This window comes from Streptomyces oryzae (assembly GCF_017676365.1).
Classification (GTDB): domain Bacteria; phylum Actinomycetota; class Actinomycetes; order Streptomycetales; family Streptomycetaceae; genus Streptomyces; species Streptomyces oryzae.
Window position 1 is genome coordinate 58,363 of record NZ_JADKMA010000004.1, and the last position, 16,021, is coordinate 74,383.

The following is a 16,021-nucleotide window of genomic DNA, read 5'->3' on the forward strand; positions in this document are numbered from 1 at the left end:
GGTCACCAGGTCGGACGCAGCTGGCGGATGATACGGCGGCGCAGCCGCACCCGGCGGCTCCCGTCCGGGTACAGCCGCATCCGGGCCAGTTCCCAGTGCCCGTACTCGGCGTGGTCGGTCAGCAGTTGAGTCGCAGCCTTACGGGATACGCCCCGAGGGACGTACACATCGCGAAATTCGTATTCCGGCATCCTCTCTATTGTGCGTGTGGACCCTGTCTGCCGATAGCGTCTGCACTATGTCTGATGCTGCGCAGCCCACCGCTGCCGACGTACGCGCCGCCGCCGAGGCGGTCAAAGCCGCGCTGGACCGGCACCTCGAGGCCGTCGAGCGCCGCGCGGGGGAGTCCCGGGCGCCTGCCGGAGCGGGTGCCGACGCCGGTGCGGATGAGCGGGGCGCTTCGTCGGCGGAGCAGTACGCCGCCGAACTCGACTCCGCCGTCTATGCCGCCTTCGACGCGCTGGCCGCCGCGGGCGAGACCTACGACGAACTGCTCTACGAGGTCTACGACGAGGTCACCCCGTTCGAGATCCCCAGCAGCGACAGTCTGCCCGCCTACACCGGGCCGGAAGTGCCCAGCGCACTGAGCGTGCTGATCCGGCGGGACTACGTCATCTCCGAGCCGCACCGGCTGCAGGCACAGGCCGAGCGCGTCACCGAGCTCGATCCCGACTCGGTGGAGGACGAGCGGGTCGAGAGCGCCGCTCCGAGCAACAGCGTGCACGCGGCGCTCGGGGTGCTCTTCGGGGAGTACGAGCCGGACGAGATCGCCACCCGGCACAAGGAGTTCGGCCTGGAGGAGGGCGATTCCACGCTGTGGGTGACGGCGGTCGACGAACCCGCCGAGCCCGGCGAGTGGCTGTCGGCCCCCTTCGAGCAGGCGGACCCCCAGCGGGTGATCTGCCGCTTCGACGTCAGCTCCGTCTTCGACGAGGACGAGGAGGATCTCGTACTCGAAGCCCGCGGTGAGGACGAAGACGAGGACGAGGACGAAGAAGAGGAAGACGAGATCTAGCGCGCGGGAGGGGCGGAGGGCTCAGGCGTCCGGGTCCTCCGTTCCGGCGGTCTCGGCGGCCCTGGCGGCCTCGGCCGCGCGGGCGGCTTCGGTCAGCAGGGTGCGCAGGCGTGTCGTCCGTTCCTGGCCGACGGCGGAGGCCACCGCGCGGGGGAGTGCGTCGCCCGCTCCGTGTACGACCGACAGATGGCGCTCGGCACGGCTGAAGGCGGTGTAGACCCACTCGCGGGTGAGCGCTCCCGTGGCGTCCCCCGGCAGCACCACGACGGCGGCGGGCCAGCGGATGCCCGCTGCCTGATGGGCCGTCACCGCCCAGCCGTGGCGCACCGTTTCCTGGACCCGCTCGGGCGGCACCGTCACACTGCGGCCCGCACAGGCCAGATGGAGGCCGCGGTCGTCGGCGTCGGCGACGGTGCCGACGCTCGTGCGGCCGGGGGCGGGGGAGTAGGCGACCCGGTCACCGGCGTCGAAGCCGCCGAAGCGGCCCGGGCCGGGGTTGAGCCGTTCCTTGAGGGCGGCGTTCAGCGCGCGCGTTCCGGCGGCGCCGCCGTGGCCCGGAGTGATCACCTGGGTCTCGGCGGAGGGGATCGAGAGCGCACGCGGCACCGAGTCGGCGACGAGCTGCACCGTGCGGTGCACGGCCTCGCCCGGGTCGGCGACGGGGACGATCACCACTTCCTTGCCCGGCGCCGCCACCTGGTTCAGCTCACCGATGCCGATGCCCGAGACGAGCTCGCCCACCGGCCCCGGGTCCGGCGTACGCGAGGCGACGTGCGGGCAGAACTTGGCCGCCATCAGGTCCCGGAGGACCTGTCCCGGGCCTGCGGCGCCCAGTACGCCCGGGTCTCCGCTGAGCACCAGACGGGCCCCGTCGGGGAGGGACTCCAGCAGTGCGGCGGCCGTCTCGGCGTCGAGCTGCGGCGCGTCGCAGACGGCCAGCAGATCGACGGCGAGCGCTCCCTCCGCGTCCCGGCCCGGCCCTTCCGTATCCGCCAGCACCCCGGCGACGGTCGCGCTGCCCGTTTCCGCGCCGACGGCCTGCTCAGTGGCGGAGTCGGCGGAGCCTGCGGTGTCGACGGAGCCCGCGGTGTCGGCGGAGTGCGGGGGCTCCGTGAGGAGGCGGGCCATCCGGTCCCGGCTGTCATCCGTATGAGTGACGGCCCAGGCCCGCAGGCCGAGCCCGCGAGCGGCGGCGACCAGCGCGGCGACCTCGGCGCGGGACGCCTCCCCACCCGTATGGGTGACCAGCCCGCTGCCGGCCGCGGCACGGATGAGTTCCCGTGCGGAGGGTGAGGGAGCGCCCTCGGCCGCCGCGGCCCAGCCCTCGCCCTCACCGGCCTCAGCTCCCTCGCCTGCCGAGCTCGCCGAACCCGCGGAGCCGAAGGTGCTGGCGATGCGGGCCAGCCCGTCCGCCAGGCTCTCCTCCGCGAGTGCGTACCGGTCCAGGCCCACCAGGACGTTGACCGGGCGCTCCTCCTCGCCCTCGCTCCCGCTCTCCGTCATGGGGGAGGGGGCCGGGCCTGCGTCCAGCGCGTCCTCGAAGACCAGCACGGCTCCGGCGTCGACAGCCTCCCTTACGGCCTCGTCCGGGTCCGGCACCGCATGCTGGGCCAGGCCCTTGGCCAGCGCCTCCGGCGCAAGCGCGGTGTCACCCCGCAGCGCTGCCCGCTCCAGCAGCCGGACGACGAGCGCGACCGTGCGCCGCGGGTCACCGGGCCCCGCATCGTCGCCCAGCAGGGTGCGTGCGAAGCCGTCGGCCTGCTCGGCGCGCACCTCGGGGACGGCGAGGAGCTGCCATGGGTCGGCGCGCAGCACTTCGGCCGCGCCCTCGCCGAGCGTCTCCACCACCCGCCGGGCCAGCGCTTCGGGCGCCCTGCCCTCGACCAGCAGGGCCCGCACCTCGTCAGGGACGGTGACCGGTCCGGCCCCGCGCCCCTGCCCGGCGCCGGCGGCAGCCCTGGCGTTCCGTCCCGGCCTGGCGGGCCTGGCGGGCCGCGACGGTGCGGGCGCCGGCTCGTTGAAGAAGGAGGCGGCGGAGCGTTCGCCGCTCTCCACCGCGCGGACGGCCGCGAGGAGTTCGGCTGCCTTGTCGTTGCTCACAGCTCGCTCCAGTCATGGTCGGGATAGCGGTGCACGGGGGCCGAGACATCGTCCAGCGCCGCGCGGATTTCGTCTGGAAGACTAAGGCCCTCCACTGACAGCGCCTCCGCGAGCTGCTCCGATGTCCGTGCGCCGACGATCGGTGCCACCACCCCCGGGCGGTCGCGCACCCACGCCAGGGCCACCTGCAGCGGGGGCAGCGCCAGCCCGTCCGCCGCTATGGCGACGGCGTCCACGATCCGCCCCGCGGTCTCGTCCAGATACGGCTCGACGAAGGGTGCCAGCCGCTCGTCGGCGCCCCGCGATCCGGTCGGTGGCGGGCCCGGCTGCCGGTACTTTCCGGTGAGCACCCCGCGGCCCAGCGGGGAGGACGGCAGCAGCCCGACGCCCAGATCCCGCGCGGCGGGCAGCAACTCCCGCTCGATGCCGCGCTGGAGGAGCGAGTACTCCATCTGGGTACTGGCCAGCGGGTGCCGTCCCCCCGGCGCCGCCAGCTGCCAGGTGCCCGCCTTGGCCAGCTGCCAGCCCGAGTAGTTGGACACCCCGGCGTACCGGGCACGCCCGCTGCTGACGGCGGTGTCCAGCGCCTGGAGCGTCTCCTCCAGCGGCGTATACGGGTCCCAGGCGTGCACCTGCCACAGGTCCACGTGGTCGGTGCCCAGCCGGTCGAGGGAGGCATCCAGCGCGGCGAGCAGGTGGCCGCGTGAGCAGTCGAAGCGGCGGTCGGGGTCGGGCACGCTGCCCGCCTTGGTGGCGACGACCAGGTCGCGGCGCGGTACGTAGTCGCGCATCAGCCGTCCCAGCAGATACTCCGCCTCGCCGTCGCCGTACACGTCGGCCGTGTCCACGAGCGTGCCGCCCGCTTCCCAGAACGCCTTGAGCTGCTCGGCGGCGTTCTGGAAGTGCTGGTCGTGCTGCTCGTAGCTCTCGTGCCGGCCGCTGTGCCCCGCGCGGTCGGCCGCGCCGCTCACGCCGCCGCCGCGCGCCCAGCTGAGTGTGCCCAGTCCGATCCGGGATACGCGCAGGCCAGTGCGGCCGAGGTGCCTTCGCTCCATGGGCGTTGAGCGTAGTTGTGGCAGGCGTTAGAGTCCGGGGGTCAGGGACATTACTGATCAGTAAGGGAAGTGGGTGCGGGATGGGGATGCGACTGGGCATCAACCTCGGCTACTGGGGTGCCGGGATGGATGCGGACAACCTCGCCGTCGCACAGGAGGCCGACCGGCTCGGCTACGACGTGTGCTGGGCTGCCGAGGCGTACGGCTCCGACGCCGCGACCGTGCTCACCTGGGTGGCGGCCCACACCGAGCGGATCGACGTGGCCGCCGGGATCTTCCAGATCCCCGCCCGGACCCCCGCGATGACCGCCATGACGGCCGCCACCCTGGACTCCCTCTCCGGCGGCCGCTTCCGGCTCGGCCTCGGCGTCTCGGGACCCCAGGTGTCCGAGGGGTGGTACGGGGTGCAGTTCGACAAGCCGCTCGCCCGCACCCGCGAGTACGTCGAGATCATCCGCCGCGCCATGTCCCGTGAGCGGCTGTCCTACGAGGGGCAGCACTGGACGCTCCCGCTGCCCGGCGGCCCCGGCAAGCCGATCAAGCTGACCGTCCACCCGGAGCGCGAGGAGATCCCGCTCTACATCGCCGCCATCGGCCCCAAGAACCTGGAGCAGACCGGCGAGATCGCCAACGGTGTGCTGCTGGTCTTCTTCTCCCCGGAGCACGCCGAGGAGACCACCCTGCAGCACCTGCGCGCCGGCCGGGAGGCGGCGGGCAGGACCATGGAGGGCTTCGATGTGTGCCCCACCGTCCCGATGGCCGTCGGCGACGACATCGACGCGCTCGCCGATCTCTTCCGCCCCTACACCGCGCTCTACGTAGGCGGCATGGGCAGCCGCAAGCAGAACTTCTACAACAAGCTGGCCCAGCGGATGGGCTACGAGAAGGAAGCCGCCGAGATCCAGGAGAAGTATCTGGCCGGCGACAAGGAGGGCGCCGCTGCCGCGATCCCGCGCGAACTGATCGACTCCACCACTCTGATCGGCCCCGTCGAGCGGATCGCGGACCGGATGCGCGCCTACGCGGACGCCGGGGTGACGACCCTCTCGCTGTCCCCGGCCGGTTTCTCGCGGGATGAGCGGCTGGCCAGCCTGCGCGCCGGTGTGGAGGCCCTGGAGCGGGCGGGACTGGCTTCCTGAGGGTCGGGCGGTTCGAAGGGCCGGCCGGTCCTGCGAAACGGGCGCCCTCCGCAGAGGGCGCCCGTAAGGCGTAAGGCGCGGCCCGCAAGGCGTAACGCGCCTGGGAAAGTCCGCGGCCGTGGTGGGGGCTCGGGGTCAACCCCGCCACGGCCGTCACGGAGCACAACGCGGCCCTGCCCTCCCGGTTACGCGGGCGGGCGGAACGGCTCCTGCGTTCGGCGCAGACCGGCTGCTCCCCTGTTGCCCGTTCTTCCGAGCGGCATTTGACTCGATCTCCTCGGGTGTCGTGCTGTTTCGGAACTGTGCACGGAGGTGGCAGTGATGCTCTCGGCCAGGAGTCTGTTCCAGGAAATCCTCGACAACGACGAGTCCTTCCGGCTCTTCTGCTCCATCGCGGCCAGCGGCGAGGCACAGGGCGGCTGGGAGAACGGCCGGATCGCCGTACTCGTCCCGGAGACCCAGCGCCACCTCGCGCCCAAGATCGTCCGGCACGGTGCGGACGAGGACAAGCACGGCCGGATCTTCATGGCGCTGCTGAACAAGCGCGGACTCGAGGCCGCCGAGATCCCCGACGACACCGACTACACGATGATCCTGGAAGGGCTGGGCATCGGTCTGGCCCACGAGAAGCTGCGCCGCGACGAGCCGTTGACCGAATACGACGTGCTCACCTACCTCGCGCACAGCCGGGTCACCGAACAGCGGGCCTCCGAGGAGATGATCCTGCTCAAGAAGGTGGCGGGCGACCACCCCGAGCTCGGCCGCGCGGTGAAGATGATCTCCAAGGACGAGGACAACCACCTGGCGTACTGCCACGAGGAACTGCTCCACCTCGCCCGTGCCGGGCACGCCGGCACCATCAGGGAGCTGCTGCGCGAGAGCGCACTCGCCGAGATCAAGGTCTACCGCGACGTCAGTCTGGCCGTCATGAGCCGGATGGCGCGCATCCTGGGCTGGTCCGGGGCGAAGTACGGGCTCGTCGCGCTGGGTATCCACGGGCGGTACGTATGGGAGCGGCTGGGCGGCTGGCGCCGGATGGTCACCCTCCGGATGCCCGAGCGGCGCAACGCGCTGGGCACCGGACGGCCGGACGCGGCGCCCGAGTACGCGTGAGGACGCCCGGGTACGCCTGAGTACGCGCGGGGGGTGTTGCCGGGCGGCGGGCTAGAGCCAGTCGCGGCGCTTGAAGACGCGGAAGAGCACCACGCAGACCGTCACCATCAGCAGGATCGTCGCCGGATAGCCCCAGATCCAGTGCAGCTCCGGCATGTGGTCGAAGTTCATGCCGTACACGCCTGCGATCGCGGTCGGTACGGCGAACATCGCCGCCCACGCGGAGATCTTGCGCATGTCGTCGTTCTGCCGCACGCCCATCTGCGCCAGATACGCCGACAGGATGTCCGACAGCAGCCGGTCGATGGACTCCACCTGCTCGTTCACCCGCGAGAGATGGTCGGCCACATCGCGGAAGAACAGCCGCGAGTCCTTGTGCACGAACGGCACCCCCGACCCCGTCAGCCGGGTCACCGGGTCGGTCAGCGGCACCGTCGCCCGGCGGAACTCCAGGGCGCGCCGCTTGAACTCGTAGATCCGGCTCACCATGTCCGCCGCCTCCCGGCTCTCCCGGGCGAAGACACTGGCCTCCAGTTCGTCCAGGTCCGTCAGGAGAGCTGCCGCGACCTCCAGGTAGTGGTCCACGACGGTGTCGCTGACCGCGTACATCACCGCGGTCGGGCCGTGCCGCAGCACCTCGGGCTCGGCCTCCAGACGGCTGCGCACCGAGCCCAGCGGGTTGGCCTCCCCGTGCCGTACGGTCAGCACGAACGAGTCGCCCACGAAGACCATCAGCTCGCCCGTGCTCAGCTCGCCGCTGGCCTCGTCGTAGCCGACCGGCTTGAGCACCAGGAACAGCGAGTCCTCGTACACCTCCAGCTTCGGCCGCTGGTGTGCGTGCAAGGAGTCCTCCACCGCCAGCGGGTGCAGGCCGAAGGCACGGGTGACCCGGTCGAACTCCGCCTCGGTCGGCTCGTACAGGCCGATCCACAAGAACGCGTCGGAGGCGGACCTGGCCTGGGCCAGCGCCTCCGAGAAGTCCTCAGGACGGTCCGCGCGCTGCCCGTTGCGGTAGAGCGCACAATCGACGATCACCTCTCGAATTCTTCCGGGCCTGTGCCGTCTCACAACCGGAGAGCGGCACCCGAGGCGACTCGCTTAGGGTTGCGGCATGCCCACGCTGATCCTCGTACGCCACGGCAGGTCCACGGCGAACACCGACGGGCTGCTGGCCGGTCGGACACCCGGAGTCGCCCTGGACGAGCACGGACAGCGGCAGGCGGCCGAGCTGCCCGGCCGGCTGCGGGACATTCCGCTGGCCGCCGCCGTCAGCAGCCCGCTGCGCCGCTGCCAGGAGACCCTGGCGCCGCTGACCGAGGCAGCCCCCGGGTTGCCGCTGCACACCGAGGAGCGCATCACCGAGTGCGACTACGGCGACTGGTCGGGCCGCAAGCTCGCGGAGCTGAACGACGAACCCCTGATGGCGACCGTCCAGCGCCACCCCTCGGCCGCCGCCTTCCCCGGCGGTGAGTCGCTGCGCGCCATGCAGGCCCGTGCCGTGGACGCCGTACGCGACTGGAACGCACGGATCGAGGCCGAGCACGGCCCCGGCGCCGTCTACCTGATGTGTTCGCACGGTGACATCGTCAAGTCGATCGTCGCGGACGCGCTCGGCATGCACCTCGACCTCTTCCAGCGGATATCCGTGGCCCCCTGCTCGGTCACGGCCATCGCCTACACCCCCCTGCGCCCCTTCCTGCTCCGGCTCGGCGACACCGGGGAACTGGCCTCTCTCGCACCGCCGGACCGTACGGACGAGGAGGGCGACACTGGAGGTGACGGGGGAGGCACCGGGGAGGGGAACGCGACTGTGGGCGGAAGCGCCTGAGCACGATGATCGCAACGCACAGTAGGGTGCGGATGTCCGAAGCCACTCAAGCCGTCGAACCCAACGGAGCAGAACGTGTCCCGTCAGGTATTTCTGTACGACCCGCCGGACCGGTTCGTCGCCGGTACCGTCGGTCTGCCTGGCCGCCGCACCTTCTTTCTCCAGGCCAGTGCAGGAGGCCGCACCACGAGCGTGGCCCTGGAGAAGGCGCAGGTCGAAGCGCTCGCCGAACGGATCGACGAGCTGCTTGACGAGGTGGTGCGCCGCTCCGGCGGCAGTGCGCCCGTTCCCGCCGTCGCCCCCTCCGAGGTCGATGACAAGGCGCCGCTGGAGACGCCGGTCGAGGAGGAGTTCCGGGTCGGCACCATGGCTCTGGCCTGGGACGGCGAGGGCGAGCGGATGGTCGTCGAGGCGCAGGCCATCGTGGAGCTGGAGCCGGGCGAGGACGAGGACCTGGCCGACGCCGAGGAACGGCTGCTGCAGGACGACGAGAACGGCCCACCGATGCTTCGGGTACGGATCAGCGGCAGCATGGCCCGCGCGTTCGCCAAGCGGGCGATGGAGGTCGTGAACGCGGGCCGCCCGCCGTGCCCGCTGTGCAGCCTGCCGCTCGACCCGGAGGGACACGTGTGTCCGCGCCAGAACGGATACCGCCGGGGCGAATGAACGGCACACCATCCCACAACAGCCCGGCTCCGGCCGCCGAGTCCACCCGCGAGCCGCTGGCACAGGGCACCCTCACGGTGCACGGACGGATCAGGGCGGCCTCCAACGCCGTGCTGTTCGGCACGGTCGAGCACGAGGGACGCAGCCTGCCCTGCGTCTACAAGCCCGTCGCGGGTGAGCGCCCGCTGTGGGACTTTCCCGACGGCAACCTCGCCCAGCGCGAGGTCGCGGCCTATGAGATCTCCCGCGCCACCGGCTGGGATCTGATACCCGCCACCGTGCTGCGCGAGGGCCCGTACGGCACGGGCATGTGCCAGGCGTGGGTGGGGGAGCTGCCGGACGCCGAAGACGACGCCGAAGACGACGCCGAAGACGACGCCCACGACATCGAGGGCATCGAGGCGGAGGACGACCCGGCGGCGGACGAGCCCGCGCCGCTGCTCGCACTGGTCGACGGTGACGAGCCGGGGGAGGGCTGGAAGGCGGTCGGTTTCGCGGAGGTCGGCGACGGCCGGACGGCGCTGCTGGTGCACGCCGACGATCCCCGGCTGCGCCGGCTCGCCGTACTCGACGCGGTGATCAACAACGGTGACCGCAAGGGCGGCCATCTGCTGCCCCGGCCGGACGGCGCACTGTACGCCATCGACCACGGCGTCACCTTCCACGTGGACGACAAGCTGCGCACCCTGCTGTGGGGCTGGGCGGGCGAGGAGCTGACCGCCGAGGCCGTCGAGGCGCTGCGTGCGCTGTCCGCCACCCTCGCCGAGGGCGCCCCGCTGGCCGTACGGCTCTCCCGGCTGCTGACCGACGCCGAGGTGGAGGCCGCGCGCAAGCGGGTGGAGGCCCTGCTCAGCTCGGGCCGGCACCCGCTGCCGAGCGGCGAGTGGCCCGCGATCCCCTGGCCACCCGTCTAGAGCGTCACCGGCCTGGGGGGTGACGCCCCGGGCTCACCCTCCCCGGACGGCCGGGCGGCCACCCGGCCGGGCCCGGACGGCGTCCATCCGGCCGGATACGGAACACCAGTCCGGGTTAGGCTCAATGCATGCATGCCTGGCCCGCTACCGAGGTCCCCGTCCTGCCCGGACAGGGCCGCGACCTCGACATCCACGACACCGCGACCGGCGGCCGAGTAACCCTCACCCCCGGTCCTGTCGCCCGTATCTATGTGTGTGGCATCACCCCGTACGACGCCACCCACCTGGGACACGCGGCGACCTACAACGCGTTCGACCTCGTGCAGCGCGTGTGGCTCGACACCAAGCGCCAGGTTCACTACATACAGAACGTCACGGATGTGGACGACCCGCTGCTGGAGCGGGCCGTCGCGACGAACATGGACTGGACGGCCCTCGCGGAGCGCGAAACGGCGCTGTTCCGCGAGGACATGACGGCCCTTCGGATGCTGCCGCCGAAGCACTACATCGGCGCTGTGGAGTCCATCCCCACGATTGTTCCGCTGGTCGAACGGCTGCGCGACATGGGCGCCGCCTACGAACTCGAAGGCGACATCTACTTCTCCGTCGAATCCGACGCACACTTCGGCGAGGTCTCCGGCTACGACGCCGAGACGATGCGGCTGCTGTCCGCCGAGCGCGGGGGCGACCCCGAGCGGCCCGGCAAGAAGAACCCGCTCGACCCGATGCTGTGGACGGCTGCCCGCGAGGGCGAACCGCACTGGGACGGCGGCACCCTCGGCCCGGGGCGCCCCGGCTGGCACATCGAGTGCGTGGCCATCGCCCTGGAGCACCTGGGCATGGGCTTCGACGTCCAGGGCGGCGGCTCCGATCTCGCCTTCCCGCACCACGAGATGGGCGCCTCGCACGCGCAGGCGCTGACCGGGGAGTTCCCCTTCGCGCGTACCTATGTGCACGCGGGGATGGTCGGGCTGGACGGCGAGAAGATGTCCAAGTCCAAGGGCAACCTCGTCTTCGTCTCGCAGCTGCGGAAGGACGGGGTCGATCCGGCCGCCATCCGGCTCGCCCTGCTGGCGCACCACTACCGCGCCGACTGGGAGTACACCGAGGCGGTGCTGGACGAGGCCAAGGCCCGCCTCGCCCGCTGGCGTTCGGCGGTCTCGCGGCCGGACGGGCCGCCCGCCGAGTCCATGCTGGAGTCGGTGCGGGTCGCCCTCGCCGACGACCTGGACACGCCTGCCGCGCTGGCGGCGGTCGACGCCTGGGCCGAGGAGCAGGCCACCCGGGGCGGCACCGACGAGGGAGCCCCTGGCCTGGCCTCCCGCACGGTGGACGCCCTGCTGGGCGTGGCGCTGTAAGAATCGCGCAGTTCCCCGCGCCCCTTTCGGAGCGCGGGGACGTGGTCCTACTCCTCGTCGGAGTCGTCAGGCCGCGGCGGCTCGGCGCCGGGCTTCGGCGGGGGCGGGGGCTGCTGCCCCTGGTCCCGCAGATACGGGGGACTACCGGGCGCGGAGCCCCCATCGGCGGAGCCGCCTCCGTCGCGGCGCCGGAGATAGCGCTCGAACTCCTTCGCGATGGCCTCTCCCGACGCCTCCGGCAGCTCGGCGGTGTCCCGCGCCTCCTCCAGCGACTGCACGTACTCGGCGACCTCGCTGTCCTCCGCCGCGAGCTGGTCGACGCCGATCTGCCACGCGCGGGCGTCCTCGGGCAGCTCCCCCATCGGGATCCGGAGGCCCAGCAGGTCCTCCAGCCGGTTGAGGAGGGCGAGCGTCGCCTTCGGGTTGGGCGGCTGGGAGACGTAGTGCGGGACGGCCGCCCACAGGCTGGCCGCCGGGACGCCCGCGTGGGTGCAGGCTTCCTGGAGGATGCCGACGATGCCGGTCGGGCCCTCGTACCGCGACTCCTCCAGGTTCATGGTGCGCGCCAGATCGGCGTCCGAGGTGACGCCGGTGACCGGAACCGGCCTGGTGTGCGGGGTGTCGCCGAGCAGCGCGCCCAGCACGACCACCAGCTCGACGCCCAGCTCATGGGCGAAGCCCAGGATCTCGTTGCAGAACGAGCGCCACCGCATGCTGGGCTCGATACCGCGTACGAGCACCAGATCGCGCCGCTTCCCCTTGCCGTCGGCGTCCTCCACGCGCACGACGGACAGCCGCGTGGTGGGCCAGGTGACCTTGCGGACACCGCCGTCCATGAACACCTGCGGCCGGTTGACCTGGAAGTCGTAGTAGTCCTCCGCGTCCAGCGCCGCGAAGACCTCGCCCTTCCACTCCTTCTCCAGGTGCGCGACCGCGGTGGAGGCGGCGTCTCCGGCGTCGTTCCAGCCCTCGAACGCGGCCACCATGACTGGGTCGACCAGCTCGGGAACCCCCTCCAGCTCGATCACCCAGCTCCTCCTTAGCTTGCTGTCCTAGCCTGCTGTCGCCTGCGGGCCCAAGCCTATGCCGTGCCGGTGCCCGAGCCGCAGCCCCCGCACGTTGCCGGACAACAACAGCTCACAGCACCGAGCGCAGCCACTGCTCCGCGCCGGCGATGTGCACCGTCGACCAGGAGCGTGCCGCCTCGGCGTCGCGGGCCCGCAAGGCGGCGAGGATCCGCCGGTGCTCGTCCAGGGTGCGGCCCACGGTGTCCCTCCGCGTCGGCCCCCGCCACATCCGGGCCCGTGTGGTGGGCCCGGCCAGGCCGTCCAGCAGGGAGCACAGTACGGAGTTGCCCGAGGCTGCCACGATGCGGTGGTGGAACTCCAGGTCGGCGACGACCAGTTCCTCCGCGGCGGGATCCGGGTCCAGCGTCTCCAGCCGCCGCTCCAGCGCGTCCAGCCGGCTCTCCAGCGCATCCAGCTCCGCCACGGGTATCCGGGGCCCGGCCAGCGCCGTGGCGGCGGGCTCCAGGATGCGGCGCACGGCGAGGAACTCCAGGACGGTGTCGTCGCGGTGGAAGTCCACGACGAAGCTCATCGCCTCCAGCAGCAGCTTCGGGTCCAGGCTGGTGACATAGGTGCCGTCGCCCTGGCGTACGTCGAGTACGCGGATCAGCGACAGCGCGCGGACCGCCTCGCGCAGCGAATTGCGCGACAGCCCCAGCTCGGCGGCGAGCTCGTTCTCCTTCGGCAGCCGGTCACCGGGGCCCAGCTGCCCCGAGACGATCATGCCTTTGATCTTGTCGATCGCCTCATCGGTAACGGCCACGCGCTGCCTCCCCATGACATCCGATACGTGTGTTCTCACTGTGCTCCCCCGCCCCGTGCGCCCCAGCCGTTGCGGTAGTCCCGCCAGTCCCGCTCCGTCGCCGCGAAGTCGACATAGAGGGCGACGCCGAACCGGCTGCGCCTCCGGTCCTCGCGGCCCAGCCCCAGCCGCACCCCGCGCACCGCGGCGGCGACCGTCTCCGCCGAGGCGTGATGCCCCATGTCGTCCGTGTGGTAGAAGGGCAGCCCCATCAGCACGTCGACGCGCGCGGGCGCCGCTTCCAGGGCCAGCACCGTCTGCTGCGCCACATAGCCGCCGTACAGGCTCTTCGCGGGCAGGGCGGTGTCGTACGACATCACCGCGATCTGGTCCACCCGCCGCGCGACCTTGCCGAAGTACTCCTGCGACCACCACTTGCCGTGCCCGGCGACCGTCCCGGAGACGTGGTGCAGTCCCGGCAGCGGATCGATCTGGTGCGCGGCGACGGACAGCAGCCCGCCCCGCGCGCGGACCGCAGGGCGCAGCCGGTCCAGCAGCCGCAGATAGTCGCTGTCGTCCGAGTGCAGCGGCTCCAAGTCGAAGTGCACACCGTCGAAACCCGCGTCCAGCACCTGACGGGCGCTCTTGACCACCGCGCGCCGCGCCGCGCCGTCGGCCAGCCGCAGCCCACCGCGCTCCTCGTCCCCGTACACGAGCCGGTCACCCAGCCACGCCTGGACCCGCACACCCGGCAGCTCCCGCTCGACCGCGCCCAGCAGCCACTTGGCGTGCGGGTAGCGCTTGGCCGGGAGGGAGCCGTCGTGCTCCAGCGGTCCTGCGTGCACATACAGGTCGCGGATTCCGGTGCCCGCCAGCCGCCGCTTGAGAGCCTTGAGATCGTCCTCGCCGCGCCGCCCGTCCACCCACGCGTGCCCGAGCCACAGCGCGTCCCGCCCCCGGGTGCGCGCGTCCGCGTGCGGGTCGCCCGCGTAGGAGACGCGGAGCGCCGTCGCCGCGCCGGTCACCGGCAGTACGACGACAACTCCGAGCACGAGCGCTGTCCACCCCAGGGCCCGCCGCGCCCGGGTCCGCCCGGGCATCCGCAGCCGCCTTCGCAGCCACCGCAGCCCCATCCCCTGCGACCCGGCGGGCTTCGTTCTTTCGCCGTTCATGCCAGGACGGTGCCATGCACAGTGCGCTGCCAGGGGCGGGGGAACGCCCCCGTTACCAAGCTGCCGAACTGGTGATCGCACGGGCACGAGGGTGTAGCGAGGAGACAACTGCGCAGACGGAACCGGTGCAGCAGTCGTCGGCACGCAGTACAGGGGCGCATGCCGTGATCCACCCGGTACAGGGGCGCATGCCGTGATCCACCCGGTACAGGGGCGCACGCCGTGATCCGCGTACGCCCCCGCCGGGTCAGTCCCGCTTGCCGAGCAGATCCTCGATCCGGCTGCGGACCTCGTCGGTGTCCAGGCCGCGGATGGTCAGGGTGGTGCGGCGGCGGGCGACGTCGTCGACCGTCTCGGCCCACTCGTGGTCGCGGGCGTAGACGACCTGGGCCCAGATCTCCGGCCCGTCCGGGTGGATGCGCTCGCCCAGTGCCGGGTCCTCGTTGACCAGGCGGGCGATGTCGAAGGAGAGCGAGCCGTAGTGGGTGGCCAGCTGGCGGGCGGTCAGCGGGTCCATGCGGACGCCGGGTTCGCGGTCGACCAGCAGCCGGTGCGCGACCGCGTTCGGGTTGGCGATGCCGGGCAGCGGGGTGCGCCGCACCAGCTCCTTGACCGGAACGCTGTCCTCCACCAGGCCGCCGGGCAGCTTCTCCAGCTTGTTCATCACCGTGCGGCCGATGTGCCGGTAGGTGGTCCACTTGCCGCCGGCGACCGACAGCATGCCGCCCTTGCCCTCGGTGACGACGGTCTCGCGCTTGGCGGACTCCACGCCGCCGGGGCCGCCCGGCAGCACGCGTAGCCCGGCGAAGGCGTACGTCATCAGATCGCGGTTCAGATCGGCGTCCCGTACCGAGAACGCGGCCTCGTCCAGGATCTGCTGGATGTCGGCCTCGGTGGCCCGTACGTCGGCCGGGTCGCCGGTGTACTCCTCGTCCGTGGTGCCCAGCAGCAGCTGGTCCTCCCACGGCAGCGCGAAGGTGATGCGGTACTTGTCGATGGGGGTGGCCATCGCGGCCCGCCACGGCGACTTGCGCTTGAGCACCAGGTGGGCGCCCTTGGACAGCCGGATGGAGGGCGCCGCACCGCTGTCCTCCATCCTGCGCAGGTGGTCCACCCACGGCCCGGTCGCATTGAGCACCAGCCGCGCGTCGACGCCGAACTCCGTACCGTCCGTCCGGTCCTTCAGCTCCGCGCCGGTGACCCGGCCGCGGGTGAAGCGCAGCCCGGTGACCTCCGCGTGGTTGAGGACGACGGCGCCCGACTCCACGGCGGCGCGGACGGTCATCACGGCCATCCGCGAGTCGTTCATCTGGTGGTCGCCGTAGACCGCGACGGCCTTGAGGTTGTCGGTACGCAGCGCCGGGTTGTCGGCGGCGGCCTTGGCGGGGGAGATCACCCGGCCCACGCCGTCACCGAAGGCGGACAGCGCCGAGTAGGCGAAGACGCCGGCACCCAGCTTGGTGGCGCCGTGCGGGCCGCCCTTGTAGACGGGCAGGTAGAAGGTGAGCGGGTTGACCAGGTGCGGGGCCACGTCCTTGGCCAGCACCCGCCGCTCGTGGTGGTTCTCCGCGACGAGCTTGACCGCGCCGGTCTGCAGATACCGCAGGCCGCCGTGCACCAGCTTCGAGGACGCGGAGGAGGTGGCACCGGCGAAGTCGCCGGCGTCCACCATGGCCACCCGCAGCCCCGACTGCGCCGCATGCCAGGCGACCGAGGTGCCCAGGATGCCGCCGCCTATGACCAGCAGGTCGTACGTCGCGTTCGCGAGCAGCTCTCTGGTCTCTGCGCGGCCAGGGTTGCTGCCGGCAGTCGGGTGCGTCCCGAGGGTGGGGACGCTCTGCGAGGTGTTCAT

The 16,021-nt window shown here is 72.1% G+C and carries 15 protein-coding genes; 7 read left to right on the top strand and 8 right to left on the bottom strand.

All coding sequences use genetic code 11. From position 1 onward, the window contains the following. Positions 1–2: 2 nt before the first annotated feature. Positions 3–191: a DUF5703 family protein gene (locus ITI46_RS01370; protein ID WP_030408284.1), complete on the bottom strand. Its 189-nt coding sequence runs from the start codon at positions 189–191 to the stop codon at positions 3–5. A gap of 47 nt (positions 192–238) precedes the next feature. Here ITI46_RS01370 and ITI46_RS01375 point away from each other — a divergent pair, with 47 nt between their 5' ends. Continuing rightward, complete coding sequence (locus ITI46_RS01375; protein WP_209237308.1) at positions 239–1,015, top strand: hypothetical protein; 777 nt, start codon at positions 239–241, stop codon at positions 1,013–1,015. A gap of 21 nt (positions 1,016–1,036) precedes the next feature. Here ITI46_RS01375 and ITI46_RS35355 read toward each other — a convergent pair whose 3' ends face one another. Both ITI46_RS35355 and ITI46_RS01385 read right to left on the bottom strand, forming a co-directional pair. Beyond that, positions 1,037–3,115, bottom strand: a complete 2,079-nt coding sequence (locus ITI46_RS35355; protein ID WP_209237310.1) for a helix-hairpin-helix domain-containing protein — start codon at positions 3,113–3,115, stop codon at positions 1,037–1,039. Continuing rightward, positions 3,112–4,170, bottom strand: coding sequence for an aldo/keto reductase (locus ITI46_RS01385; protein WP_209237312.1), 1,059 nt, complete (start codon positions 4,168–4,170; stop codon positions 3,112–3,114). Before ITI46_RS01385 ends, ITI46_RS35355 begins: the two co-directional genes overlap by 4 nt. A gap of 86 nt (positions 4,171–4,256) precedes the next feature. On the opposite strand from ITI46_RS01385, the gene ITI46_RS01390 reads away from it, so the two are divergent. Together ITI46_RS01390 and ITI46_RS01395 are read left to right on the top strand one after the other, a co-directional pair. Next, positions 4,257–5,309 (top strand): LLM class F420-dependent oxidoreductase, encoded by a 1,053-nt coding sequence (locus tag ITI46_RS01390; RefSeq protein WP_209237379.1) that lies wholly within the window; start codon positions 4,257–4,259, stop codon positions 5,307–5,309. Between the two features lie 321 nt (positions 5,310–5,630). Further along, positions 5,631–6,422 carry a ferritin-like domain-containing protein gene (locus ITI46_RS01395; protein WP_209237313.1) on the top strand — a complete coding sequence of 264 codons (792 nt, stop codon included), beginning with the start codon at positions 5,631–5,633 and terminating at the stop codon, positions 6,420–6,422. Between the two features lie 51 nt (positions 6,423–6,473). Here ITI46_RS01395 and corA read toward each other — a convergent pair whose 3' ends face one another. Next, positions 6,474–7,466 carry a magnesium/cobalt transporter CorA gene (gene corA, locus ITI46_RS01400; RefSeq protein WP_209237380.1) on the bottom strand — a complete coding sequence of 331 codons (993 nt, stop codon included), beginning with the start codon at positions 7,464–7,466 and terminating at the stop codon, positions 6,474–6,476. A 67-nt stretch (positions 7,467–7,533) separates the two neighbouring features. Here corA and ITI46_RS01405 point away from each other — a divergent pair, with 67 nt between their 5' ends. From ITI46_RS01405 to mshC, 4 genes are all read left to right on the top strand, one after another. Further along, positions 7,534–8,250: a histidine phosphatase family protein gene (locus ITI46_RS01405; protein WP_209237314.1), complete on the top strand. Its 717-nt coding sequence runs from the start codon at positions 7,534–7,536 to the stop codon at positions 8,248–8,250. Positions 8,251–8,325: 75 nt separating this feature from the next. Then, complete coding sequence (locus tag ITI46_RS01410) at positions 8,326–8,916, top strand: DUF3090 domain-containing protein (RefSeq protein WP_209237316.1); 591 nt, start codon at positions 8,326–8,328, stop codon at positions 8,914–8,916. After that, entirely contained in the window at positions 8,913–9,830 is a 918-nt protein-coding gene (locus ITI46_RS01415) for an SCO1664 family protein (protein WP_209237318.1), read from the top strand. The genes ITI46_RS01410 and ITI46_RS01415 overlap by 4 nt, the downstream gene beginning before the upstream one ends. Before the next feature lie 128 nt (positions 9,831–9,958). Next, positions 9,959–11,188, top strand: a complete 1,230-nt coding sequence (gene mshC, locus ITI46_RS01420) for a cysteine--1-D-myo-inosityl 2-amino-2-deoxy-alpha-D-glucopyranoside ligase (RefSeq protein WP_209237319.1) — start codon at positions 9,959–9,961, stop codon at positions 11,186–11,188. A gap of 47 nt (positions 11,189–11,235) precedes the next feature. On the opposite strand, the gene ITI46_RS01425 is transcribed toward mshC, so the two are convergent. From ITI46_RS01425 to ITI46_RS01440, 4 genes are all read right to left on the bottom strand, one after another. Continuing rightward, positions 11,236–12,216, bottom strand: coding sequence for a PAC2 family protein (locus ITI46_RS01425; RefSeq protein ID WP_209237321.1), 981 nt, complete (start codon positions 12,214–12,216; stop codon positions 11,236–11,238). A gap of 109 nt (positions 12,217–12,325) precedes the next feature. After that, positions 12,326–13,018 carry a FadR/GntR family transcriptional regulator gene (locus ITI46_RS01430; RefSeq protein ID WP_209237323.1) on the bottom strand — a complete coding sequence of 231 codons (693 nt, stop codon included), beginning with the start codon at positions 13,016–13,018 and terminating at the stop codon, positions 12,326–12,328. Positions 13,019–13,053: 35 nt separating this feature from the next. Beyond that, on the bottom strand, positions 13,054–14,169 hold the full coding sequence (locus tag ITI46_RS01435; protein ID WP_209237325.1) for a glycoside hydrolase family 18 protein: 1,116 nt from the start codon (positions 14,167–14,169) through the stop codon (positions 13,054–13,056). Positions 14,170–14,416: 247 nt separating this feature from the next. Further along, complete coding sequence (locus tag ITI46_RS01440; protein ID WP_209237327.1) at positions 14,417–16,021, bottom strand: glycerol-3-phosphate dehydrogenase/oxidase; 1,605 nt, start codon at positions 16,019–16,021, stop codon at positions 14,417–14,419.